The 23,184-nt window shown below is 64.9% G+C and carries 20 protein-coding genes, 1 tRNA gene and 1 pseudogene; 12 read left to right on the forward strand and 10 right to left on the reverse strand.

Translation table 11 applies throughout. The annotated features are described in order from the left end of the window. The first annotated feature begins 105 nt into the window (after positions 1-105). The 3 genes from ACN9MX_RS08650 to ACN9MX_RS08660 are packed head-to-tail and all read left to right on the forward strand — an operon-like array spanning position 106 to position 6,802. Entirely contained in the window at positions 106-3,435 is a 3,330-nt protein-coding gene (locus ACN9MX_RS08650) for a DUF2126 domain-containing protein (protein ID WP_426386684.1), read from the forward strand. Beyond that, the gene (locus ACN9MX_RS08655; protein WP_426386685.1) at positions 3,432-5,909 is read left to right on the forward strand and encodes a circularly permuted type 2 ATP-grasp protein; all 2,478 of its coding nucleotides are present in this window, start codon (positions 3,432-3,434) and stop codon (positions 5,907-5,909) included. Before ACN9MX_RS08650 ends, ACN9MX_RS08655 begins: the two co-directional genes overlap by 4 nt. Continuing rightward, entirely contained in the window at positions 5,906-6,802 is an 897-nt protein-coding gene (locus tag ACN9MX_RS08660; RefSeq protein WP_426386686.1) for a transglutaminase family protein, read from the forward strand. Before ACN9MX_RS08655 ends, ACN9MX_RS08660 begins: the two co-directional genes overlap by 4 nt. 51 nt (positions 6,803-6,853) lie before the next feature. Here the strand turns inward: ACN9MX_RS08660 and ACN9MX_RS08665 are convergent, their stop codons facing one another. From ACN9MX_RS08665 to ACN9MX_RS08675, 3 genes are all read right to left on the reverse strand, one after another. Next, positions 6,854-7,684, reverse strand: a complete 831-nt coding sequence (locus ACN9MX_RS08665) for a sulfite exporter TauE/SafE family protein (protein WP_133653880.1) — start codon at positions 7,682-7,684, stop codon at positions 6,854-6,856. A 323-nt stretch (positions 7,685-8,007) separates the two neighbouring features. After that, positions 8,008-9,123 carry an alanine dehydrogenase gene (ald, locus tag ACN9MX_RS08670; RefSeq protein ID WP_363752925.1) on the reverse strand — a complete coding sequence of 372 codons (1,116 nt, stop codon included), beginning with the start codon at positions 9,121-9,123 and terminating at the stop codon, positions 8,008-8,010. A gap of 93 nt (positions 9,124-9,216) precedes the next feature. Continuing rightward, positions 9,217-10,146 carry a peptidylprolyl isomerase gene (locus tag ACN9MX_RS08675; RefSeq protein WP_426386687.1) on the reverse strand — a complete coding sequence of 310 codons (930 nt, stop codon included), beginning with the start codon at positions 10,144-10,146 and terminating at the stop codon, positions 9,217-9,219. A gap of 52 nt (positions 10,147-10,198) precedes the next feature. Between ACN9MX_RS08675 and ACN9MX_RS08680 the strand changes: the two genes are divergently transcribed. Next, positions 10,199-10,289: transfer RNA gene (locus tag ACN9MX_RS08680), tRNA-Ser, on the forward strand. A 261-nt stretch (positions 10,290-10,550) separates the two neighbouring features. Here ACN9MX_RS08680 and ACN9MX_RS08685 read toward each other — a convergent pair. After that, on the reverse strand, positions 10,551-11,168 hold the full coding sequence (locus ACN9MX_RS08685; RefSeq protein WP_363740020.1) for a flavin reductase family protein: 618 nt from the start codon (positions 11,166-11,168) through the stop codon (positions 10,551-10,553). Between the two features lie 202 nt (positions 11,169-11,370). Here ACN9MX_RS08685 and ACN9MX_RS08690 point away from each other — a divergent pair, with 202 nt between their 5' ends. Together ACN9MX_RS08690 and ACN9MX_RS08695 are read left to right on the forward strand one after the other, a co-directional pair. Further along, positions 11,371-11,595 (forward strand): DUF3489 domain-containing protein, encoded by a 225-nt coding sequence (locus tag ACN9MX_RS08690; RefSeq protein ID WP_426387497.1) that lies wholly within the window; start codon positions 11,371-11,373, stop codon positions 11,593-11,595. 328 nt (positions 11,596-11,923) lie between these two features. Continuing rightward, positions 11,924-12,028 (forward strand): hypothetical protein, encoded by a 105-nt coding sequence (locus tag ACN9MX_RS08695; protein WP_426386689.1) that lies wholly within the window; start codon positions 11,924-11,926, stop codon positions 12,026-12,028. A 93-nt stretch (positions 12,029-12,121) separates the two neighbouring features. Here the strand turns inward: ACN9MX_RS08695 and ACN9MX_RS08700 are convergent, their stop codons facing one another. The 3 genes and pseudogenes from ACN9MX_RS08700 to ACN9MX_RS08710 form a co-directional block, all read right to left on the reverse strand. Continuing rightward, positions 12,122-13,072, reverse strand: a complete 951-nt coding sequence (locus tag ACN9MX_RS08700; RefSeq protein ID WP_426386690.1) for a glutathione S-transferase family protein — start codon at positions 13,070-13,072, stop codon at positions 12,122-12,124. A gap of 100 nt (positions 13,073-13,172) precedes the next feature. Beyond that, positions 13,173-13,770: pseudogene (gene wrbA, locus ACN9MX_RS08705) on the reverse strand (NAD(P)H:quinone oxidoreductase). Between the two features lie 339 nt (positions 13,771-14,109). Then, positions 14,110-14,892, reverse strand: a complete 783-nt coding sequence (locus ACN9MX_RS08710; protein WP_426386691.1) for an IclR family transcriptional regulator domain-containing protein — start codon at positions 14,890-14,892, stop codon at positions 14,110-14,112. A 105-nt stretch (positions 14,893-14,997) separates the two neighbouring features. Between ACN9MX_RS08710 and ACN9MX_RS08715 the strand changes: the two genes are divergently transcribed. The 4 genes from ACN9MX_RS08715 (at position 14,998) to ACN9MX_RS08730 (ending at position 18,083) form a co-directional block, all read left to right on the forward strand. Then, positions 14,998-15,687 (forward strand): 3-oxoacid CoA-transferase subunit A, encoded by a 690-nt coding sequence (locus tag ACN9MX_RS08715; RefSeq protein ID WP_363740023.1) that lies wholly within the window; start codon positions 14,998-15,000, stop codon positions 15,685-15,687. Positions 15,688-15,704: 17 nt separating this feature from the next. Continuing rightward, a complete protein-coding gene (locus ACN9MX_RS08720; RefSeq protein ID WP_426386692.1) occupies positions 15,705-16,361 on the forward strand; it encodes a 3-oxoacid CoA-transferase subunit B in 657 nt (218 codons plus the stop codon). 27 nt (positions 16,362-16,388) lie between these two features. Continuing rightward, positions 16,389-17,597, forward strand: coding sequence for a 3-oxoadipyl-CoA thiolase (gene pcaF / locus ACN9MX_RS08725; protein ID WP_426386693.1), 1,209 nt, complete (start codon positions 16,389-16,391; stop codon positions 17,595-17,597). Between the two features lie 153 nt (positions 17,598-17,750). Next, positions 17,751-18,083, forward strand: coding sequence for a DDE-type integrase/transposase/recombinase (locus ACN9MX_RS08730; RefSeq protein ID WP_363740026.1), 333 nt, complete (start codon positions 17,751-17,753; stop codon positions 18,081-18,083). 157 nt (positions 18,084-18,240) lie between these two features. On the opposite strand, the gene ACN9MX_RS08735 is transcribed toward ACN9MX_RS08730, so the two are convergent. The 3 genes from ACN9MX_RS08735 to ACN9MX_RS08745 form a co-directional block, all read right to left on the reverse strand. Next, positions 18,241-18,687, reverse strand: a complete 447-nt coding sequence (locus ACN9MX_RS08735) for a nuclear transport factor 2 family protein (protein ID WP_363740027.1) — start codon at positions 18,685-18,687, stop codon at positions 18,241-18,243. Positions 18,688-18,919: 232 nt separating this feature from the next. Continuing rightward, positions 18,920-19,423: an SRPBCC domain-containing protein gene (locus ACN9MX_RS08740; protein ID WP_363752905.1), complete on the reverse strand. Its 504-nt coding sequence runs from the start codon at positions 19,421-19,423 to the stop codon at positions 18,920-18,922. Positions 19,424-19,513: 90 nt separating this feature from the next. Further along, complete coding sequence (locus ACN9MX_RS08745; protein ID WP_363740029.1) at positions 19,514-20,614, reverse strand: helix-turn-helix transcriptional regulator; 1,101 nt, start codon at positions 20,612-20,614, stop codon at positions 19,514-19,516. A gap of 123 nt (positions 20,615-20,737) precedes the next feature. Here ACN9MX_RS08745 and ACN9MX_RS08750 point away from each other — a divergent pair, with 123 nt between their 5' ends. Continuing rightward, positions 20,738-21,946, forward strand: coding sequence for a DUF1214 domain-containing protein (locus ACN9MX_RS08750; protein ID WP_426386694.1), 1,209 nt, complete (start codon positions 20,738-20,740; stop codon positions 21,944-21,946). 13 nt (positions 21,947-21,959) lie between these two features. Next, positions 21,960-23,120 carry a sulfotransferase family protein gene (locus ACN9MX_RS08755; RefSeq protein WP_426386696.1) on the forward strand — a complete coding sequence of 387 codons (1,161 nt, stop codon included), beginning with the start codon at positions 21,960-21,962 and terminating at the stop codon, positions 23,118-23,120. The last annotated feature ends 64 nt before the right edge of the window (positions 23,121-23,184 follow it).

Raw genomic sequence — 23,184 nt, forward strand, 5'->3', positions numbered from 1 at the left:
GATCCGGGCGATCTGGTCCGGTGAGGTCGAAAGCCGCCCCAGAATCTGCGCTGTCGAAACGATTCCATATTGCATTGCAACAGGGGGTGGCGTTTCATCGCCTTCATGCTGAAGGCCGCGCTCCACCACCTGACATCCTACCGCTACAGCCGGCCGATCCGGCTCGGGCCGCAGGTGATCCGCTTGCGGCCCGCGCCCCACAGCCGGACGAAAATCCCCAACTATGCGTTGAAGATCGAGCCTTCCGGGCATTTCCTCAACTGGCAGCAGGACCCGCATGGCAACTGGCTGGCGCGGATCGTCTTTCCCGATCCGATCGATCATTTCTCGGTCGAGGTCGACCTGCTGGCCGATCTCGACATCATCAATCCCTTCGATTTCTTCGTGGAGCCTTATGCGGAGGACTATCCCTTCGCCTATGACGAGCAGTTGAAGACCGACCTGGCCGCCTATTTCGACCTGGAGGACCAGGGGCCGCTGTTCGATGCGCTGGTGGAGAGCCACAGGGGCTATGAGGGACGGACCATCGACTTTCTGGTCGAGGTGAACCGGCGGCTCCAGAGCCAGGTGGGCTATGTGATCCGGATGGAGGCCGGGGTGCAATCGCCCGAGGAAACGCTGGAGATCGGCACCGGATCGTGCCGGGATTCGGCCTGGCTGCTGGTGCAACTGCTGCGACGTCTGGGTTTTGCGGCGCGCTTCGTGTCGGGCTATTCGATCCAACTGGTGGCCGATGTCGAGCCGCTGGAGGGGCCGAAGGGGGTTTCGCAGGACGTGGTCGACCTGCATGCCTGGGCCGAGGCCTATGTGCCGGGCGCGGGCTGGGTGGCGCTGGATGCGACGTCGGGGATGTTCGCGGGCGAAGGGCATATTCCGCTGTGCGCGACGCCGCATTACCGCTCCGCCGCGCCGATCACCGGCATGGCCGAGCCGGCGGAGGTCGATTTCCATTTCTCCATGGGGGTGAGTCGCATTGCCGAGGCGGTGCGGATCACCAAGCCCTTCACCGACGCGCGCTGGGACGCGGTGATGGCGCTGGGCGCGCAGGTCGATGCCGACTTGCAAGCGCAGGACGTGCGGCTGACGACCGGGGGCGAGCCGACCTTCGTCGCCGAAGATGGTGGCGATGCGGGCGAGTGGAACGGCGATGCCGTGGGACCGACCAAGGCGGGCTATGCCGACCGGCTGATCCGGGGATTGCGGGAGGCGTTCGCGCCGGGCGGGATGCTGCATCATGGGCAGGGCAAATGGTATCCGGGCGAGAGCCTGCCGCGCTGGGCCTATGCGGTGTACTGGCGGCAGGACGGGGTGCCGATCTGGCGCGATGCCGGGCTGATCGCGGATGAGGTCGCGCCGGAGGGTGCGCGAACCGTGACGGCAGCGGATGCAGAGGCCTTCATCGCGCAGATGGCAGGCGCGATGGGCTTTTCGCCGGAGCATGTGCAGCCGGTCTTCGAGGATCCGGCGGTGTGGGCGGTCAAGGAAGCCGACCTGCCGGTCAATACGTCGCCGAACGATCCGAAGATCGCCGATCCGGAGGCGCGGGCGCGGATGGTGCGGGCGTTCGAGCGCGGACTCGACCAGCCGGTGGGCTATGTGCTGCCGGTGCAGCGGTGGCAGAGCCAGGCTCAGGCGCCGCGCTGGCAGAGCGAGATATGGCAATTGCGGCGGGGGCGCCTGTTCGCGGTGCCGGGGGATTCGGCGCTCGGCTATCGCCTGCCGCTGGGATCCTTGCCGCATGTGCCGGAGGCGGCCTATCCCTATATCCATCCCCGCGATCCGAGCGAGCCGCGGGGGCCCCTGCCCGATTTCAGGGCGACGGTGGATGAGGTGCTGGCCCAGCCGGTGCAGCGGGTGCCCGACGCACCGGGCGGCGCGGCCGCGCAGGAGCGGGTCGAGCAGTTCCATATCGAGGGGGCGGTGCGCACCGCCGTGACGGTGGAACCGAAGGGGCATTTCCTGTCGATCTTCCTGCCGCCGGTCGAGACGCTGGAGGATTATCTGGAGCTGATCGCGCAGGTGGAGGGCGCGGCGGAGGCGACGCGGATTCCAGTGCGGATCGAGGGCTATGCGCCGCCGCCCGATCCGCGGCTGCAGGTGTTGAAGGCGACGCCCGATCCCGGCGTGATCGAGGTGAACATCCAGCCTTCGTCGACATGGGACGAGACGGTGGAGATCACCGAGCGGCTCTATGCGCTGGCGAGGACATATGCGTTGACCGCCGACAAGTTCATGGTCGACGGGCGGTCGGTGGGGACCGGGGGCGGCAATCATATCGTGCTGGGCGGGCCGAGCCTGAACGACTCGCCCTTCATCCGGCGGCCCGACCTGCTGAAGAGTTTCGTGCTTTATTGGCAGCGGCACCCTGCCCTCTCCTATCTGTTTTCGGGGATGTGCATCGGGCCGACCAGCCAGGCGCCGCGCATCGACGAGGCGCGGCATGACGGGCTGTACGAGCTGGAGATCGCGCTGGCGCAGGTTCCTGCGCCGGGTGAGGGCGACGCGCCGCCGCCCTGGCTGGTGGACCGGCTGTTCCGCAACCTGCTGGTCGATGTGACGGGCAATACCCATCGCACGGAGATCTGCATCGACAAGATGTTCTCGCCCGACGGGCCGACCGGGCGGCTGGGGTTGCTGGAGTTCAGGGGCTTTGAAATGCCGCCGGAGCCGAAGATGAGCCTGGCGCAGCAATTGCTGCTGCGGGCGCTGACGGCGTGGTTCTGGCGGCAGCCGCAGCAGGGCGGCCTGGTGCGCTGGGGGACGGCCTTGCACGACCGCTTCATGCTGCCGCATTTCGTCTGGGCGGATTTCCTGGAGGTGCTGGGCGACCTGCGCGGGGCGGGGTACGCGTTCGATCCCAACTGGTTCGAGGCGCAGCGGCAGTTCCGTTTCCCCATCCATGGCGCGGTCGACGCGGGCGGCGTTGGGCTGGAGATTGCCCACGCGCTGGAACCGTGGAACGTGCTGGGCGAGACGGGGGCGATCGGGGGTACGGTGCGCTATGTCGACAGTTCGACCGAGCGGTTGCAGGTGCGCGCGACCGGCCTGGTCGCCGGACGGCATGTCGTCGCCTGCAACGGGCGGCGCGTGCCGATGACGCCGACGGCAGTGCCGGGCGAGGCGGTGGGCGGCGTGCGGTACAAGGCGTGGGCGCCCGCCGCCTGCCTGCATCCCGCCCTGCCGGTCAACGCGCCATTGACCTTCGACGTGCTGGATAGCTGGAGCGGGCGGTCGCTGGGCGGGTGCGTCTATCATGTCGCGCATCCGGGCGGGCGCAATTACGACACGCTGCCCGTCAACGCCTATGAAGCGGAAGCGCGGCGCAAGGCGCGGTTCCAGGACCATGGCCATACGCCGGGGCCGGTCGACATGCCGCCCGGCGAAGCCCCAAGCGAATTTCCGATGACGCTGGACCTGCGTTTCCGGCATCCATGAGCGTAACGGACGCCCCTGTCATGGAAGCAGCCGGTTGGGCCGATGCCTATCTGGCGCGGGCGCCGGAGGGCGACCTGTTCGCCGGGGCGGGCGCGGAGATGGCGGGGCACTGGCGGGCGATGCTGGAGCGGCTGTCGGCGCAGGCGCAGGGCGATCCTGCGGTGCTGGCCGGCAATGTCGAGCGGCAGGCGGTCGACCTGGGCCTGGCCTTCCGCCTGACCGGGGACCAGCAGGAACGGCCCTGGCCGCTCAGTCCCATTCCGTTGCTGATCGGGGCGCGGGAATGGACGCAGATCGAGCAGGGGCTGGTCCAGCGGGCCCAGTTGCTGGAGCGGGTGATCAGCGACATCTACAGCACGCAGTCGCTGGTGCGCGACGGCAAGCTGCCCGCGAGCGTGATCACCGGCAGCCCGCATCATTGGCGGGTGATGACCGGCGCGCCACCGCCCCATGGGCATTTCATCCATTTCTACGCCGCCGATCTGGCGCGCGGGCCGGACGGCGAATGGCGCGTGCTGGCCGACCGGGTGCGGACGCCGGTGGGCGTCGGCTATGCGCTGGAGAACCGGCTGGCCCTGTCGCGGGCGACCGGAGACCTGCTGGGCGCGCTCAATGTGCGGCGGCTGGCGCCGTTCCTCAGCGACCTGCGGCGGGGGCTGGCGGCGGATTGCGAACGGAGCGATCCGCGCATCGGGCTGCTGTCGCCGGGGCGGTTCAACCAGAGCTATGCCGAACAGGCGCATCTGGCGCGCTATCTGGGGCTGTTGCTGGTCGAGGGCGACGACCTGATCGTGTCGGACGGGCAATTGTTCGTGCGGACCATCCAGGGGCTGAAGCGGGTCGACGGGCTGTGGCGGTGGATGGACAGCCGCTTCCTCGACCCGCTCGCCTTCGACGCGGAATCGCGCATCGGCGTGCCCGACCTGTTCGACGCCTGCGTCAAGGGCGGGCTGATGTTGGCGAACTGGCCGGGCGTGGGCGTGATCGAATCGCGGGCGATGGCGGCATTCCTGCCGGGACTGGCGCGGGAAGTGCTGGGCGCGGACCTCATCCTGCCCAATATCGCGACATGGTGGTGCGGACAGGCGGCCGAACGGGCGCATGTCGCGCAGGCGCTGGACGAGCTGGTGGTGGGGTCCGCCTTTGGCCGGGAGGTGGCGGAACTGGACGGAACCCGGTTCCTGCCCGGATCGGCGATGGACGCGGGGCAGCGGGCGGCGCTGCTGGCGGCGATGGCGCGGCGGCCGATGGACTATGTCGGGCAGGAAGTGGTGCGGCTGTCGACCACCCCCGCCATCGTCGAGGGCAAGCTGACTCCCCTGCCCTTCACCCTGCGCGTGTTCGTGGCGCGGGACGAGCTGGGGCAATGGCGGATCATGCCGGGCGCCTTTGCGCGACTGGCGGCGCATGGCGACATCCGCGCCGCGCTGATGGGCGAAGGCGATCTGTCCGCGGACATGGCCGTGGTCGATGCGCGGCCGGTGCCGGAGGATCGGCTGGCGACGGCCGCGGCGGCTCCGGCGATCCGGCGGGTGGGCGGCATGCTGCCCGCCAAGGCGGCGGACAATCTCTATTGGCTGGGCCGCTATATCGAGCGCATGGAGATGACGGCGCGGGTCATCCGGGCGATCGTCGGCGGATCGATCGAGGCCGATCTGGGCCCCGCCGTCGGATCACCGACCATGGACCGGCTGCTGGGGCAGCTTGCGCTGTGGGGCGCGATCCCATGGGCCGGCGGAGCGGTGGGGCCGCTTTGCGCGCAGGCCCTGGGCGACGGCGCGCAGCCGGGCAGCGTACGGGCATTGCTGACGGCGGTGGCGGGCATCGGCGAAGGGCTGCGCGATCGGCTGGCGGTGGATTATTGGCGGCTGGTGCGGCTGCCCCTGCCCGATTTCGACGGGGGGGTGACGGAAACCCTGCTGAAGGCATCGTCCCGGATGATCGAGCGGATCTCCGCGCTGTCGGGATTGGCGGCGGAGAATATGGGACGGAGCGAGGGCTGGCGGTTCCATGACATGGGGCGGCGGATGGAGCGGGCGATCAACGGCTGCCGCCTGGCCATGCTGCTGGCGGGCGACGGCGCGTCGGCCGATGACCTGACCGTGCTGCTCGACCTCAACGACAGCCAGATCAGCTATCGCAACCGTTATCTCGCCGGGCCTGCGCTGGCGCCGGTGCGCGATCTGGTGGCGCTGGAGCCGCATAATCCGCGTTCCATCGTCTATCAGGCGCAAAGGCTGGCCGAGCATGTCACGGCGCTGCCCACATTGCATGGCGACGGCATGCCGGAGGCGCCGCAGCGGCTGGCCGCGATGCTGGCGGCGCGGCTGGCGCCATTGACGGGCGACATATTGGGCATGGCCGACCTGGCGGATGCGGAGAGCCGGTTGCTGGACCTGTCGGACGCGATCGGCCAGCGTTATTTCCTGCAGCGGCGCAAGGAAAGGTGCGAGGGCGTCAGCCTGCTGTCATGATCTATCGCATCCGGCACCAGACCATCGTGCATTATAATGCGCCGGTGCAGCTTGCGCGCCTGAACCTGCGGCTGCGACCCGCGCCGTGGCCGGGTCAGTGGACGTCCGACTATCATCTGGCGGTCGATCCCGCTCCCTCCTCCATCGAATCGCGGCCGGGGGCATGGCCGGTCAATGTCGCGCGGCTGGAGATCGACAGCCCGCTCCATCGGATCAGCATCGACAGCAGCTTCCGCGCCGGGGTGCAGGGCGGGCCGCCGGCCGGACCGCAGCAGGGCGACCCGAGCGTCGGCGCGGTGGCGGAAGCGGCGCTGGCATCGCGGGACATGGGGCCAGCGGGACCGGCCCATTATCTCCATGCCTCGCCGCGCGTTCCGCTGGTGCGAAAGATCGGGGAATGGGCGGGCGATCTGCTCGTTTCCGACCGGCCGGCGGTGGCGGCCGGGCTGGAGCTGGCGCAGCGGATCAGGGGCGAATTCGCCTATGTCAGCGGGGCGACCGACGCGGGCACACCGGTCGAGGCCGCCTTTGCGGCGCGGCACGGCGTGTGCCAGGATTTTGCCCATGTGATGGTCGCCGCGCTACGCTGGTTCGGGCTGCCCGCCGCCTATGTCAGCGGCTATCTGCGCACCGATCCGCCGCCGGGCATGGCGCGACTGGTCGGCGCGGACGCCATGCATGCCTGGGCGATGCTGTGGTGCGGGCCGCAGCGGGGGTGGATCGGCCTTGACCCCACCAATGGCGTGATCGCGGGCGAGGGGCATCTGTTCGTCGCCATGGGGCGGGACTATGCAGATGTCGCGCCGATGGACGGGCTGTTCGTCGGCGGTGCCGGGCAGAATGTGCAGGTGATGGTCGATGTCATGCCGGAGGACGACCGGGGCATGGGATGACAATCCTGCCCGTGATCGATGGGGGGACCACGGGCAGGACGGCGCAGCCGATCACATGCGGATCGCGTTGCGGAACATGACGAAGGCGATGATCACCAGATAGACGCCGAAGATCTTCTTGAGCGGAGCGGCGGGCATGGCGTGCGCGACGGCCACGCCCAGCGGCGCCGTCAGCACCGACATGGAGGCGATGGCCAGCGTCGCGGGAACATTGACATAGCCCAGCGAACCCCAGGGCAGGCCGCCTTCCCTGAGGCCGATCAGCGCGAAGCCGATGGCGCTGGGGATGGCGATCAGCGTGCCGATGCCCGACGCGGTGGCGATGGCGCGGTGGATCGATCGGCCGCAAAGCGTCATCACCATGATGGCGATGGTGCCGCCGCCAATGCCGAGCAGCGCGGAAAAGGTGCCCAGGCCCCCGGCGATGCCGACGCGGGCGATGCCGGAGGGCATGGTGTCGCTGATCACCTTGCCGCCGACCTTGGGAAGCAGGAAATTGAGCGACATCAGGAAGACGCCGACCGCGAAGATCATGGTCAATATGCGTCCGTCGACATGGCCGGCCAGCAGCACGCCGACGCCGTCGCCCAGGATGATCCACGGCGCCCAACTCTTGAGCACCTCGAACTCCACGGCGCCGCGCTTGGCATGGGCGAGCAGCGAGCGGATCGACGTGACGATGATCGTCGCCGCCGACGTGCCGATGGCGACATGGGCGACGGCGTTATGCGTTCCACCCAGCAGCGGCAACACCACGAACAGCGCCGGCACCACCACGAAGCCGCCGCCAATGCCGAAGATTCCCGCCGCGAAACCCGCAAACAGGCCCGCGCCCAGCATCGCGACCAGCGGCACCAGCCAGCTCATCATGTCACCCTGCATCAGCGCCGCTCCCCAGCCGGTGCCGTGCTGGCGGCGTTATCGGGGAAGGAGCCCTTCTGCATCGGGGCGGTGGAAGCTGTGCAATCGACCATGATGGAACCCATGCCTCTCTTCGGCGGAATGTCGGTGGCAGGGGCAATCAACCGCCCCGCACCCTTCCAAGACGAACGAAGGTGGGGAACCCGCAAAGGGGGGAGCAATATTGTGATGAATATGAGGGTGAAGAGCGGACGCCGATGGTCGCGCTGAGGCACATGGTGCTCCTGCGACGGCGGGAGCATGGGTGCGTTCAATGGCTAAATGATCAAAAGGCCGCCAGCGCCCTATCCCACAGCCTGTTCCGCCGGAGTGTAGGGGAGGTCCAGCGCGTCGGCCACTGCGCGATAGGTGATCTGCCCGTTCCACACGTTCAGCCCGTCGAGCAGATGCGGGTCCGCGCGCAATGCGTCCTTCCACCCCAGGTCCGCGATCCGCAGCGCATGGGGCAGGGTGACATTGTTGAGCGCATAGGTGCTGGTCCGCGCCACCGCGCCGGGCATGTTGGCGACGCAATAATGGACGATACCCTCGACCACATAGGTGGGGTCGTCATGGGTGGTGGGGTGGCTGGTTTCGAAGCAGCCGCCCTGGTCGATCGCCACGTCCACCAGCACGGCGCCCTTCTTCATGCTCTTCAGCATGTCGGCCGACACCAGCTTTGGCGCGGCGGCGCCGGGGATCAGCACCGCGCCGATCACCAGGTCGGCTTCCGCAACGCATTCCGCCAGATTGGCCCGGTTGGAGAAGCGTGTCTTTGCCCGCGCCTCGAAATGGATGCCCAGCCGCTCCAACACTTCCGGGCTGCGGTCCAGGATGGTGACGTCCGCACCCAGCCCCGCCGCCATCTGCGCCGCGTTGAAGCCAACCACGCCGCCGCCGATCACCGCGACCTTCGCGGGAAGGACGCCGGGCACGCCGCCCAGCAGCACCCCCCGCCCGCCATGCGCCTTTTCCAGCGCGGTCGCGCCGGCCTGGATCGCCATGCGCCCGGCCACCTGACTCATGGGCTTCAGCAGCGGCAGGCCGCCATGGGCGTCCGTCACGGTTTCATAGGCGATGCCGATCGCGCCCGACGCCATCAGCGCACGCGCCTGATCGGGATCGGGCGCGAGGTGCAGATAGGTGTAGAGGATCTGGCCGGGGCGCAGCATGGCCCGCTCCTCCGGCTGCGGCTCCTTGACCTTCACGATCATCTCCGCCGCTGCGAAGATGGCGGCGGGATTATCGACGACCTCCGCCCCGGCGCGGGCGTAGAGGGCGTCATGGGCGCCGATCCCCTCCCCCGCGCCGCTTTCCACCAGCACGCGATGGCCATGCGCGGTCAGTTCATGCACGCTCTCCGGCGTGAGGCCGACGCGATATTCGTGATTCTTGATCTCTCTGACGGTGCCTACGATCATGACCATCTTCTCCATCATTGCCGACGGGAGGCTATATTATAGTCCAGATAGGCATCGTTCCGGCATTTTACCCGTTTCGGCGCGACGACGCGTTCAGGGCGCCGGCCGTACCGGCACGGGCGCGTTGCAGAGATCGACGCCGCCCGCGGGCCGATCGTAGAAATCATCCTTCCGGTTCGCGCGCAGGCGGAGATAATCGGCAAAGCTCTGCGACGTGACGTCCATCACCTGATAATGCGGCCGCTGCGCCTCCGGCAGGTCGCTGGCCAGGCGGATCGACAGGATCGGCAGGCGCCTTTCGCCCGCGGCGTAGAAGCCCAACTCTCCCGAACCGCGCGGCAGGCTGGCAAGCAGGGCGATCCCCTCGATCACCCGTCCGACCAGCGCGATGTTGCGGTCGAGCTGGCGCGGGGCCTGGCCGATCACGGCATAGAGTTCGGCTCCGGTCCCCGCGTCCGGCGACAGGTTCCGCGCCACGCCGACCATGGCGTAGCAATGGGGGAGCCAGGCCGACGTCTGATCCATCGCCACCGGCCAGCCATCGATGAAGCCGGTGCGGGGGGCATAAGCGTCCGGATAGGGCAAGGGGAGCGGCGCGGACTTGAGCGTCGCGAGCGGGCGGACATAATCGGCCTTGATATCCGTGGCGATGCCGGCCGGCAGGGCCTTCTTCTCTGTCGCGTCGCCCCATTGGGCGACATAATTGTCCTGAACGCGGTAGACGCTTTCCCCATCCCACCAGCCCGCGCGGGCAAGTGCGCGGATATTGGCGACATGGGCCGGCGCGAAGTCGGGCGCGAGCTGTATGACGACGCGCTTGCCGCCCTCGACCGTCATGACCAGCAGCGTATCGGGCGCGATGCTCCGCCACGCGCTGGCGGGCGCCTGCGCCACGACGGCGGAGGGGGTGGCCAGCGGATCGGCGGCAAGTGCCGGCGAAGACAGGCAAAGCGTGGCCAGCAAGGGCGAAAATCGGATGTGCATGGCGCAATCAGGCACCCATGAGACAGGAAAGTAAAGCATCCCCTTGCCTAGCGCGCCGACGCACGATAGGGAGCCGCCTCCAGTGCAATGCGGAGCGGTGGCCGAGTGGTCGAAGGCGCTCGCCTGGAAAGTGAGTATACGTCAAAAGCGTATCGAGGGTTCGAATCCCTCCCGCTCCGCCACCCAGTCTCAAATCATTGAGGATATTCGAGAACCCGCCGGAACACGGGCGCAGTTCCGCGCGCTTTCGCCTTCCGTCGGTAGTGCGGAGAGCCCGATGCGCACGAAAGATACGCGATCTGCCCCAGATTCTCTGATGCTGTGGGCAGCACTACCGAATGCACGCGCGTAACAGTCAGGCTTCACTCGCTATTTGTAAAAGAAGTTCTTGATGTCGACCTTGCCAACCCCGGAGCATAAGCCGTGAAATCACAGGCCTTCCGTCAGCCGGGGCGCCTCATCCTGAACAGCCGGTCCTGGGTGATCTCAAAATAATCTGCCGGCCCGCCGCCGCGGGTAATAGGGTTTGGACGCGCCGTTTGATAAATCCCATCCTCGAGCATTGCCATGTCAATATGAATGCCGACCGCCTCCCCAATAACGAGCCACTGATCCAGATCGAGACCGTCCTTGGTTTTGAGTTGAATGAGTTGGGTCAAACGGCATTCGAAATGGACCGGGCTGCCCGCGACGCGAGGTGGTTTAACGAGCACAGAGGGTAGCGCGCTCAGTCCGGCGAGATCGAACTCGTCGACGTCGGGATCCACGGCTGCCGAGCTTGCGTTCATCTGCTCCGCCTGAGCCATTGTTGCGAGGTTCCAGACGAAGTCGCCCGTTGCCTGAACATTCGCCACTGAATCCTTCCAACCCACCGACGAGAAGGCGACAAGCGGGGGACGATAATTGACCAGGTTGAAGAAGCTGTATGGCGCCAGATTGCGCACCCCATTCTCGCTTATTGTCGAGATCCACCCAATCGGCCGCGGGGCAACGATCGCATTGAGGGGATCATGTGGTAACCGATGCCCCTCTCTGGGCTCGTAGAAATGAAATTTGGTCATTGCGTACGGTAGCAGACGGTCGGCAGCTGAGGAGCACAAATTCACCGCCGAACGTCGACTGAGGTCGACGGCTGACCGGCAGCTGTTGCTGCTCGCGACTGATCGTCAACCTCGAAAGAGGACCGGCAGCTATCGCCCACCGGCCGACGGAAGCCCGGTCGAGCCCGAGACTGACGATGAGAAAAATGCAGCAGCGGATCCCTTGCCGGTTGCCTCCCCTCTTCCGCGGACCACCAAGGCAAAACTGCTGCTCTCCATGGTTGAGCGCCCCGGAGGGGCGTTGATGGCCGAACTGACCGAAGCCACAGGCTGGCTGCCCCACACCGTGCGGGCGGCACTGGCGGGCCTCCGGAAAAAGGGCAATATCATCGACAGGGGAACGCGTGACGGCAGGACCTGCTATCAGATCGGATCCCGACAGGGATGACAGAGCGTCAGATCACCGCGCTGGAACGGATGTCATCAGCAGCGCTCAAAGCCGAATGGGAGCGCCTGACTGGCACCCCGGCACCCAGAATCAGCCCATCCATGATGCGCCTTGCCCTCGCCTTTGAATGGCGGTCGAGGGCGCGCGGCGGATATTCACGGCGGTTGATCGACGATCGGGGGAGCAGGCCATCCGCAGAAGTCGACCCGTCTGTCGTACGCCTGCTGGCTCAGGCACATCGCTGGTGGCGCATTCTTCGGGATGAACCTCCCAATGGTGGTGGCATCGCTCTCGATCACCCGCTTGGCATGTCGGCGCGTGCATCTCCATGACATTGGTGCATCAGCTCGAGAGGAGCACCGGCAAGCGCGGCATTGCGACACTCTGCATCGGCATCGGCGTGGGGCTCGTGCTGGCTGTCGAGCGTGTTTGACGCACAGATATGGTCCCGACTTCGCCGTCCGACACTGCCTCTCCGTCAATGGAAGCGCCGAATCTGCGATCCCGTGCATCGAACGCCCGCCCCCTAGAATTCAATAGATGGGCCTAACGGAACGATGCCGGTCGGGTTTATGGTCGGATGGCTCTGATAATAAGCGCCTTTGATATGCTGCATATTCACCGTCTCGGCCACGCCGGGCAGATGATAGACCTCGCGGGTGAAGCGCCACAGGGCGGGATAATCTACAATTCGCCGCAGGTTACATTTAAAGTGTCCGAAGTACACCGCATCGAACCGCACCAGAGTGCTAAACAATCGGATATCGGCCTCTGTCATTGCGTCGCCGAAGAGGAAGCGACGTGCATCAAGCCTCTGCTCCAGCCAGTCAAGTGTCTCGAACAGCGGGACGATTGCTTCGGCGTAGGCCTCCTGGGTGGTCGCGAAGCCAGCCCGGTAAACACCATTGTTCACCGTGTCGTAGATGCGCAGGTTAAGCGCGTCGATCTCATCGCGTAGCGGTTCGGGGTAGTAATCGCCTGGCTTCGCTCCAAGGCCATCAAATGCCGAACCGAGCATGCGCAGGATTTCGGAGGACTCGTTATTGACGATTCGTCCGCGCAGCCTATCCCAAAGCAGAGGCACGGTAACCTGACCCGTAAAGTGCGGATCGTCCGTCGTATAGATTTCGTGCAGACACTTGGCGTGGTGAATCGGGTCCGGGATCACGCCCGGCGCGTCGTCGAAGGTCCACCCACCTTCCCCCATCACCCAGTTGACGACCGAAATGCCGATCATTTTCTGCAGCCCCTTGAGGGCACGCATGATCAGGGTGCGGTGTGCCCAAGGACAAGCAAGGCTGACATAAAGGTGGTAGCGCCCAGCCTCCGCCCTGAAGCCGCCCTGGCCATTAGGGCCAGCGGATCCGTCGGGGGTTATCCAGTTGCGGTACGTGCTGTCCTTCCGGACGAAGCGACCGCCGGTAGACGCAGTATCGTACCAGTCGTCATGCCACCTGCCCTCGACCAGAAGTCCCACTTCATCCTCTCCTAAACTACCTCACCGATCACCCGCTCGGAGAAAAATCTTGTTTTTCTATGGGTTGCAGCGGCGAGTCCCAACGTCGGTGCCTGAGAATCTATCCGAAGAGTTTGGCGGCAGTCCTGGCGACAAGTTCACCCTGGTGTCGGGCGCCGTCGAGTTCGAGCTGGCTGGGCTGGCGGCTACCGTCCCGCCGGCAAGAGTTGTGGCACCGTAGGGCGTCCCGCCGGTGATTTCGCCCATCGTCATTTGACCTTGGAAGCTGTAGGGCAAACCAACGATCGTCATGCCGAAGTGAAGCAGGTTTGTAATCAAAGAGAACAGCGTGGTTTCCTGACCGCCATGCTGGCTTGCGGTCGACGCAAAGGCAGCGCCGACCTTGCCGTTGAGCGCGCCGCGGGCCCATAGACCGCCTGCCTGGTCGAGGAACGCCGCCATTTGCGAGGACATGCGGCCGAAACGTGGCCAGTCCCGATAATGATGGCATCGTAATTCCCCAGATCTTCAACGTTCGCGATCGGAGCGGCCTGGTCGAGTTTAAAATGGTTATCCCGTGCGACATCCTCGGGTGCGGTTTCAGGGACGCGCTTGATGTCGACCTCGGCGCCTGCCGAACGGGCGCCTTCGGCCAACGCCTGCGCCATCGTCTCGATGTGTCCGTAGGTCGAATAATAGAGAACGAGAACCTTCGCCATATCACTGCTCCAGCGATGTTTTTGTAGCGGTGACCTGACAGGATCTGCAATTGTGTACCACCCACCTATTTGAAGACGATGGTTCCAGAAAATTGAACGATGGATGACCTTATAACAGGCGGCCCTTGACCGAACGTGGCTTTTTGGCCCTGTCCCAGTTCAGCCACCGGCCAGAATGAGAGATCCGGCATTTCATCGGCCGGGGTTAACCCTCGGCCGATGAAGCAAATTCGGCAGGCGTCACGGGCCCCAGGGACGTGTGAGCTCGGTTCCCGTTGAAGTCCGTCCGCCGGGTCGCGAGGTCGCCGTCACATGCAAAGCTGGCGTGATATCCTCATGTCAGTCATGCCCCATGGCTTCGAGGTTCCGTGCTATGCGCCGTAAGCCCGGCAGAAAACGGGATCGCATATCGGGCAATGAGACCCTGGCAGCCTGCGTCCCCATGTTGACGGCCGCCATCGCACCGGCTTTGCCGTGGACAGCCACGGCCACCGAACGCAGCCCCAACTCGAGCTCTTCATCCACGATCGCATATCCCTCCTCTGCGACATGCTCGAGAATCGCGAGCAGCTTGGACGGGTTGATTTCGGTCTTGGGCGTACATTGCCTCAGCTGCGTGCGACGCAGATAGGCTTCCTGATCGCCACGCGGCTGGGCCGCAAGGAGAACACGCCCCATCGACGTGCAATAGAGCGGCAGCCTGCTTCCGACCCTCAAAGCAATCGACATGATCCGTGATACCTCGGCCCTGGCGACATAATAGACTTCATCCTCTTCGATCACGCCCAGAGAGCAGGATTCGTGGAGGTCGTCGCGCAGCTGATCGAGCAACGGCTGCGCCCGCATCGCGAGTGTACTGGAGGACATGTAGGCATAGCCAAGCGCCAGAACCTTGGGACGAAGCGCATATTGCACGCCGTCCTGCGCGGCGTAGCCCGTTCGGACCAATGTGTGCAGGCAGCGCTTGACCGCAGGCCTGCTCAACCCCGTCAGTCGGCTGGCCTGCGCAATCGTCATGGGCCGCTGCTCGTTTGCAAAACAGCGAAGCACGGCGAGGCCGCGTGCCAGCGATTGCATGAACTCAGGATCCCCATTCGCCTCAAGGTCACTGTTCTCGATCATATCGCCATCCAAATCAAACGATAAACGGACAATATCACGTTTACCGGTTGACGCAATATCCCGACCTAATCAGATGGTCTGCAACGGACCCTTATGGAGACTCGGATGATCGACAAGGCGGTGGCCAGCGCCGAAGCGGCGGTGGCAGAAATTCAAGACGGCGCATCGGTCATGATCGGCGGCTTCGGCACGGCGGGGATGCCCGACCAGTTGATCGACGCGCTGATCGCGCGCGGCGTGGGCGACCTCACCATCATCAACAACAACGCCGGCAACGGCGAAGCGGGCGTCGCGGCGCTGATCCGCGAGGGCCGGGTGAAGAAGATCATCTGCTCCTTCCCGCGCCAGTCGGACTCGCATCATTTCGACGCGGCCTATCGCGCCGGAAAGATCGAGCTGGAACTGGTGGCGCAGGGCAATCTGGCAGCGCGCATCCAGGCAGCGGGCGCGGGCCTTGGCGCCATCTTCACGCCGACCGGCTATGGCACGCTGCTCGCCGAGGGCAAGGAAACGCGCGAGATCAACGGCGTCCACCATGTGCTGGAATATCCGATCCATGCCGACTTCGCGCTCATCAAGGCGCACAAGGGCGACCGCTGGGGCAACCTTGTCTACCGCAAGACCGCCCGTAATTTCGGTCCGATCATGGCGATGGCGGCCAGGACCACCATCGCGCAGGTCGGCGAGATCGTGGAGCTGGGAGCGCTCGACCCGGAGGTCGTGGTGACGCCGGGCATCTTCGTCCAGCGCGTCGTCCAGATCGCGTCCGCCACCAACCACGCACTTGCCGCCTGATCCGGGAGACACGTACCATGAACCGCATGACCCGCGACCAGATGGCCGCCCGCGTCGCCCGCGACATTCCCGAAGGCGCCTATGTGAACCTTGGCATCGGCCTGCCGACCAAGGTCGCGAACTATCTGCCGCAAGAGCGCGAAATCTTCCTCCAGAGCGAAAACGGCCTGCTCGGCATGGGACCGGCCCCGGCGACGGGCGAAGAGGATTGGGAACTGATCAACGCGGGCAAGCAGGCGGTGACGCTGCTGACCGGCGGCTGCTTCTTCCATCATGCCGACAGCTTCGCGATGATGCGCGGCGGCCATCTGGACATCTGCGTGTTGGGCGCGTTTCAGGTGGCGGTGAACGGCGATCTCGCCAACTGGCACACGGGCGAGCAGGGCGCGATCCCCGCCGTGGGCGGTGCGATGGACCTGGCCATCGGCGCAAAGAAGACATTCGTGATGATGGACTTGCTGACCAAGCAGGGGGAGAGCAAGCTGGTGGACGCCTGCACCTATCCGCTGACCGGCCTCGCCTGCGTGTCGCGCGTCTACACCGATCTGGGCGTATTCGATGTCGGGCCGCAGGGCGCGCAGGTGCTGGAGATCGTCGAGGGGCTGACGCTCGATGAACTGCGCAGGCTGACCGGCGTGAAGCTGGAAATGGCCGCACAGTCGCAAGCCGCCTGAAGCCGTATAATATCGAGAGGATTTTCGATGACCGATGCTTTTATCTGCGACGCCGTTCGTACCCCCATAGGCCGCTATGCCGGCGGCCTTTCCAAGGTTCGCGCCGACGATCTGGGAGCGCTGCCCATGAAGGCGCTGCTGGAACGCAACGCCGGCCTTGATCCCGCTGCGGTCGAGGAAGTCTTCTACGGCTGCGCCAACCAGTCGGGCGAGGATAATCGCAACGTCGCGCGCATGAGCCTGCTGCTGGCGGGCGTGCCGCACACGGTGCCGGGCGTCACGCTAAACCGGCTCTGTGCATCAGGTCTGGAGGCCGTGGGTGCGGCGGCGCGGGCGATCCGGTCCGACGAGATGGCGCTTGCCATCGCCGGCGGCGTGGAAAGCATGACCCGCGCGCCTTTCGTGATGGGCAAGTCGGACGGCGCGTTCGGCCGCAACCAGAAGATCGAGGACACGACCATGGGCTGGCGCTTCGTCAACCCTGCGCTCGACGCGCTCTACGGCACGGAGACCATGCCGCGCACGGGCGAGAATGTGGCCGTCGCCTATGGCGTCAGCCGCGAGGATCAGGACGCCTTCGCCCTGCGCAGCCAGCAGCGCGCCGCCGCCGCCCAGGAAAGCGGCTTCTTCGCGGAGGAGATCATCCCCGTCACTGTGCCGGGCAAGAAACGTGGCGAGACGATGGAGATCAGCGTTGACGAACATCCACGCGCCGACACCACGATCGAGACGCTGGCCAAGCTCAAGCCCCTGTTCGGGCCCGACGGCACGGTGACGGCGGGAAATGCGTCGGGCATCAATGACGGCGCGGCCGCGATGATCATCGCCAGCGAGGCGGCGGCGAATGCCAACGGCCTGACCCCGCGCGCGCGCATCCTGGGCATGGCGTCGATCGGCGTTGAGCCGCGCGTGATGGGCATCGGTCCCCTGCCCGCCACGCAAAAGCTGCTGACGCGCCTCGGCTTGACCATCGATGATTTCGACGCGATCGAACTCAACGAAGCCTTTGCCAGCCAGGGCATCGCCGTGATGCGGGGCCTCGGCCTGCCCGACGACGCTGCGCATGTGAACCCCAATGGCGGAGCGATCGCACTCGGCCACCCGCTCGGCATGTCGGGCGCGCGCATCGCCATGACTCTCGTGCATCAACTGGAAAAGACCGGCGGCAAGCGCGGCATCGCCACTTTGTGCATTGGTGTCGGCATGGGTCTGGCGTTGGCGGTGGAGCGTGTCTGAGCTAAGTCATTCACACCATATCTGTCGCGCGGGATTTGCGATAATCGACAATCGATATCAAGTTGTCCTCGATCCAATCCGCCAGTGATCGAACTTTTCCGGCTGCTTGAACGGTGCTGTCAAAGCAAACCGGGGTTCGGTAAATGGTGGGTCATGACCAAGCCCGCCATTAGTCCGTTTCGGTATTTCAACTCCTCCCCGGAGGTGATCCGGTTGGTGGTGATGATGTATGTCCGTTACCCGCTGTCGCTGCAGCAGGAAATGGGGCAGTGGCTGAACAATCGGGTTGAAAACAGCCATCTCTCCTTCCGACGACGGGAGCGGGCTATGCTCAGGTTTCGACAGATGCGATCCCTGCAGAAATTCGCATCCGTCCACGCCCACTTTCACAATCACTTCGCCCTGGAGCGCCATCTCGTCGATCGAGAGATTTACAAGCAAAGACGCTCGGCCGCCTTGGCCCAGTGGCAGTCTCTCGCGAGCTGAGTTTCTCCGTTCTAAGCCCGAAGTGCATCGTGTGGAGAGCGGTTCGCCTTTGTCTGACAGCACCGTTCCCACTTTTCGAGAAGTGCTCTTGAAATCGCATCGTCTCGCTCGTGAGCCGGACGACTCCTCCGTCGTTCGCACTCTCTGCCCCGCCGGATCAGTCCGGCAGCGCGCCCTTGGGAACATTCTGGGTGTAGGTCGCTTCCTCGACGCGCGACTTGATTCGCCAGCCCGCAGGCGTGCGCACATATTCGTCGATGTAGAAGAGGCCGAAGACCATGACGGGACGGGTTCCGCTCTCATCGAGGCTTTCCATCGGATTGAAGCACATCACCCGCCCGGTCGCGTGGTCGCCCTCGATCACGAAGCGGTGATTGGTGACCATGTGGTGGGATCCGCCGAATGCATTCATGCCTGTCTTCAGCCAGTCCCGCACATAGGGGAAATCGCCCGCCGGGGCACCGAACGCGCTGTAGTCGACGAAAGCGTCGGGCGTGAACACATCGTTGAGGAGATCAAAATCCCGGGTGTCGATGGCATGGGAATAATCATGGGTGAGCTTTTCGAGCTCAAGCCGGTCGGAAATCTCCTGCAGTGTCATCATCGCCTCGGGTCCTATCCTCTTCGCTTGTCATATCATGCGGCACAGCTCCGCGAACGCTGCATCTGTGCCGCAACAGTACCATCGCGCGCTTCGAAGCGATACCAGCGCTCATAATCAATCGGACGACACCCTGGATGACAGGCAAGAGGCGATCGGCGAGGTCCTCACCCCAAGCAGCGCAATCCCGATGGCGCGGATCGTGCGCGAGACCCGTCGCGCGGCTGCCCTGACTTCAGGCGGCGACCGTCGTGCGCGCCTGGTGCATCGCCTCGGCCCGGCGCTTTAGCGCCCGCGCGGTGTCGTCGAACGCGCGCTTCACCCAGCCCTGCGTGAAGTTCATCACATGGATCGCGTTCTCGCCGAAAAAGGCGTCGGTGGACAGATAGCGGCAACAATAGGGACCGAGCGGAGTGATGACCTGATCCCGCCGGGCCTCATAAGGGAATTCGGGGGTACCGGGCAGCTCCCAGGACAGCAGGCGCTCGGGCTCGAACGCGCAGAGATATTCGCACCAGGGAATGAGCGAGCCGGAGCCGGTATAGTCGACCAGCATCATGTTCACCGGCGCGCCCATTTCCAGCGTCGATTCGGCGCGCACGCAATAGGGGTTCCATTCGCCGTAGCGCGGCAGGTCGGTCAGGATCTCCCAAACGATGGCGGCCGGCGCATCGATCTCGACGGGGTCGGAAGCCACGAGCGTGCGGCGGTCATATTGCGTGAAGGGATCAAACGTCATGGCTCACTCTCCTGCTAGCGGATCGCTCCCAACATAACGCCGACAGTAGCAGGCGCCGCGCGCTTATCAATCGGGTGGCACGGGGCGCGATCAGGCGAGCGTCAGAACGCTGGTCAGGATCGACCGCACTAGGTCGGCCTGACCGCGCACGCCCATCTTCGCATAGATTCTCTTGGAATAGCTCCGCGCCGTCTCCAGCGTGATCGCCAGCTTGTCGGCCGCTTCCGCCAGCGATGCGCCCTGGCTGATGAGCAGGGCCAGCCGCGCCTCGCTGGGGAGCAAGCCGAACAATTCGGCGATCTGTTCGTGCCTGCGCGCGCCGAATCGCGTTTCGCCCTGCAGGAACGCGATCATGACCGACGTCCTGTCGGGCGATGCCGGCACGCCAGCAAAGGGCGTCAGCATCATGTTGAGCCAGGGATCGTCCGACACGCAGATCGCCTGAGGCCGGGCCGATCCCTCGGCCGAGATGGCGGCGATGGCCGATTGTAGCACCCCGTTCGCCGAGGAGCGCATCGCGACCAGCCGACCGTCCTTTCCGATCTTGAGCGCGGCGCTGTGGTCGAGGATCGCGGAGGCATGCGCGCTTGTCTGGACGACGGTGCCGGTCGCATCGAGAGTCAGCCAGCCGATGTTCAGCCGAGCAATGATGCTGTCCGCTGCGCGGGCGTGGAGCAGTTCGCCTTCGAGCGCGATATGGTTGCGCAGCGAGCGCCGGAAATGCGCCGAAAGCCGCGCGAGCAACTCCGCATCACGCTGGTGGAACGGCTTGTCCCGGCGCGCGATGAACATCCAGCCGGTGACGCCGCTCGGTTCGGTGACGCGCACCACCTTCATGTGCCGGACGCCACGCGGCTCCAATATCTGTTGGCGATATTTCCGGTGATAGTCGTTCGTCTCGTCAAAAACGTCGTTCAGGTCGTAGACCTGCCCTTCGCGCAGGGTCCCGCCCATGACGGGGTCGGAGCGGTAGAAGCTTTCGCGATAGAATTGATGGACCTCCACCGGTGCGTCGTCGCCTGCGAACAACTCCACCACGCCGCCCGGCCCACGATCCGGCGGCTTAAAGATGATACCGGAATAGTCGGCGTCCAGCTCCGCGCGCAGCAGCTCCAGGAACGTCGTCCAGGGCGGCGTTTCGAAGGGGCCGTCGTGCAACGCTGCGATCAACCGGTCCGCGACATCATTCATAACGCGATGAACCTCCCATATGGGGACACCGCTGTCCAGACGATTCGCTATCGTCTCGCCATCCGGCATCGCCGCCGCACCGAATGCGGGCATCGGCGCGCGAGCAAGAGAGAGTGGAGAGCGATGGCAGACAATACTCCCGGCAGCGCCGATTCATACGAACATGTGTGGAACGAGCACACCAAGGTTCTGGCCGACATCCGCGCCCAATGGTTCGCCTCGGGATGGGCAGACACGCCCGAGGAGCAGGATCGGGCGATGTTCCACGTCATGTCGATCGAGCACACCGGCTTCAACGTCTTCGTCGCGCCAAGGCAGGATTACCCCTTCTTCAGCAAGACGCACGCCTTCCATCACCCGATGACCTTCACCTGGGGCCTGTGCTGCCCCGATTTCCACTATCAGTTCGCCTTTGCCGACGGCGCGGGCACCTACCGGATCACGGGCAAGACCGGCACCACCCGCTGGAGCGAGCTCCACGTGCAGAGCGAGTTCTGGGGCGATCCCAAGTTCCGCCAGGTCGCCATCCTGGAGTTCGGCAAGATGCATGTCGAGGCGGACGGCAGTTTCGAGATCATCCTCTCGCCCGACCAGCATGACGGCAACTGGATCAAGACTGACCCGAGCGAGAACCAGTTGCTTCTTGTCATTCGCGACGCGATGTACGACTGGACGAACGACGTACCCGCAGTGGTCCAGATCGAGCGTCTTGACGGCCTCGACAAGCCCCGCCTCCAGATCAGCAACCGCGACCTTGCCACCCGCATCCGCAAGCTGACGAACTTCGCCCGTGAATCGGCGCGGCACTGGATCGGACGCAACGACGAGATCGTCGGCGACGTGGGCGTAAACGTCTTCTGGACCGGCAAGGAGCAGAACCTGGGTGGGATCCAGCACGCCGCCTATCATTTCATGGTGTTCGACATTGCCGAGGACGAGGGGCTGGTATTTGAGTTCGACCCGCCGAAGACCTCGACGTTCTGGGCATTCCAGCTCGCCAACCTGCAGTACGACACGGTCGATTATCTCAATAACCAGTCATCGCTGAACGCCATGCAGACAAGGGTCGATCCGGACGGCAAGATCCGCATCGTCGTGTCTGCCCGCGACCCTGGAATCGCGAACTGGATGGATACGGTCGGTCATCTGCGGGGCGTCTGCGCATCGCGCTGGGTCTGGTGCGATCCGGTGCCCGAGCCAGTCGTCACCAGGGTCAAGCTCGCAGACCTGCCGAACCATCTCCACGTCGGCTCGCCCACGGTCTCGCCCGAGGAGCGGCGCGCCATCGTGACCGCGCGAGGCGCGGGCATTCGCCGCATGTACGGCATTTGAAAGGGGGCGATCCATGTCCTTGCCAAGCGCAGCGGAGCTGATGCGCGCCGCCGAAATCGAAACCGCGCTCGATGACTGGGCGCTCGACCATGTCGGCACGCCCGAGCGCCTGCTGACCACTTTCGTCAATGATCTCAACCAGCCCTCGAACCTGCATCCGCGCGGGGAGGTGCGGTTCTACCGTTTCCTGATGGATATCCTGACCTCACGCCTCAAATATGTCGCCGATCGCAAGCGCCATCCGGGATGGCGCGACGAGACGGTCAAGGCGCCGATCTTCATCCTGGGCCTGCCGCGTTCGGGCACGACCTTCCTCCATAACTTGCTGGGGTCCGACCCCCTGAACCGCGCGCCGCGTCTGTTCGAGATGCACTATCCCTCTCCGCGCGCCGACGATGCTTTCGCCCGTGGTCTGCGTGAGACCAAGTGTCAGGAACGGCTCGGCGACCTCGGCCTGCTCGACGACGACTGGCTGGGCGTCCACCCCATGGGTGCCGACCGCGCGGAGGAATGCCTGTTCTTCTGGGAACTGCTGCTGGCCTCGGCGACGTTCACCGCCCTTGCCGAACTGCCGACCTATCAGGAGGTCTTGTTCCAGCAGGACTTCCGCGCGATCTATCGTGAACAGCGCGATTTCCTCAAATATCTGCAGCATGGGCTGCCGCCGCGCCGGTGGGTGCTGAAGACACCGCTGCACGTGCGCTTCCTCGAAGAGATTGTCGAGGTCTTCCCCGACGCCATGTTCATTCATTGTCATCGCGACACGGCCAAGATCTATCCGTCGATCGCCAACATGGCGACCGTGCTGCACAGCAAGTTCGCCGCCGCGGCGCCGGGCGAAAAGAGCATCGTCGGCGATTATGACGACACCTGGGAAAAAGCGCTCGAGTTCCGGCAACGGCCCGGCATGGCGGAGCGGTTCGTCGACGTGCGCTTCCTGGATTTCCGGGCCGATCCGATCGGCACTGTGCGATCCATCTATTCGCGGCTCGGCCTCGAGTTCAGCGAAGACCGCGCGGCGGCGATGGAAGCCTGGCTCGCCAATGATTCGAGCGAGCGATCCGGGCGCGCGCATCATCAGTATTCACTGGCGGACATCGGCATGACCGAGGCCGACATCGACCGGATCAGCGGCGATTATCTGAAGGCTTTCGACGTTCCGCTGGAGCGCTGATCCTGATTTTCAACTGGCCCGGAGCAGGTGGGTCGTCCAGTCTGGCAAGAAATAGAGAGAGGAT

Source organism: Sphingobium sp. R-21, assembly GCF_049913335.1.
Lineage (GTDB): Bacteria > Pseudomonadota > Alphaproteobacteria > Sphingomonadales > Sphingomonadaceae > Sphingobium.

What these genes read in the sequence shown, in the direction of transcription:
- ACN9MX_RS08650 (WP_426386684.1), top strand. Translation starts at nt 106, where the DNA reads ATGCTGAAGGCCGCGCTCCACCACCTGACATCCTACCGCTACAGCCGG.
- ACN9MX_RS08655 (WP_426386685.1), top strand. Translation starts at nt 3,432, where the DNA reads ATGAGCGTAACGGACGCCCCTGTCATGGAAGCAGCCGGTTGGGCCGAT.
- ACN9MX_RS08660 (WP_426386686.1), top strand. Translation starts at nt 5,906, where the DNA reads ATGATCTATCGCATCCGGCACCAGACCATCGTGCATTATAATGCGCCG.
- ACN9MX_RS08665 (WP_133653880.1), bottom strand. Translation starts at nt 7,684, where the DNA reads ATGCAGGGTGACATGATGAGCTGGCTGGTGCCGCTGGTCGCGATGCTG.
- ald (WP_363752925.1), bottom strand. Translation starts at nt 9,123, where the DNA reads ATGATCGTAGGCACCGTCAGAGAGATCAAGAATCACGAATATCGCGTC.
- ACN9MX_RS08675 (WP_426386687.1), bottom strand. Translation starts at nt 10,146, where the DNA reads ATGCTTTACTTTCCTGTCTCATGGGTGCCTGATTGCGCCATGCACATC.
- ACN9MX_RS08685 (WP_363740020.1), bottom strand. Translation starts at nt 11,168, where the DNA reads ATGACCAAATTTCATTTCTACGAGCCCAGAGAGGGGCATCGGTTACCA.
- ACN9MX_RS08695 (WP_426386689.1), top strand. Translation starts at nt 11,924, where the DNA reads ATGACATTGGTGCATCAGCTCGAGAGGAGCACCGGCAAGCGCGGCATT.
- ACN9MX_RS08710 (WP_426386691.1), bottom strand. Translation starts at nt 14,892, where the DNA reads ATGATCGAGAACAGTGACCTTGAGGCGAATGGGGATCCTGAGTTCATG.
- ACN9MX_RS08715 (WP_363740023.1), top strand. Translation starts at nt 14,998, where the DNA reads ATGATCGACAAGGCGGTGGCCAGCGCCGAAGCGGCGGTGGCAGAAATT.
- ACN9MX_RS08720 (WP_426386692.1), top strand. Translation starts at nt 15,705, where the DNA reads ATGAACCGCATGACCCGCGACCAGATGGCCGCCCGCGTCGCCCGCGAC.
- pcaF (WP_426386693.1), top strand. Translation starts at nt 16,389, where the DNA reads ATGACCGATGCTTTTATCTGCGACGCCGTTCGTACCCCCATAGGCCGC.
- ACN9MX_RS08730 (WP_363740026.1), top strand. Translation starts at nt 17,751, where the DNA reads ATGACCAAGCCCGCCATTAGTCCGTTTCGGTATTTCAACTCCTCCCCG.
- ACN9MX_RS08735 (WP_363740027.1), bottom strand. Translation starts at nt 18,687, where the DNA reads ATGATGACACTGCAGGAGATTTCCGACCGGCTTGAGCTCGAAAAGCTC.
- ACN9MX_RS08740 (WP_363752905.1), bottom strand. Translation starts at nt 19,423, where the DNA reads ATGACGTTTGATCCCTTCACGCAATATGACCGCCGCACGCTCGTGGCT.
- ACN9MX_RS08745 (WP_363740029.1), bottom strand. Translation starts at nt 20,614, where the DNA reads ATGAATGATGTCGCGGACCGGTTGATCGCAGCGTTGCACGACGGCCCC.
- ACN9MX_RS08750 (WP_426386694.1), top strand. Translation starts at nt 20,738, where the DNA reads ATGGCAGACAATACTCCCGGCAGCGCCGATTCATACGAACATGTGTGG.
- ACN9MX_RS08755 (WP_426386696.1), top strand. Translation starts at nt 21,960, where the DNA reads ATGTCCTTGCCAAGCGCAGCGGAGCTGATGCGCGCCGCCGAAATCGAA.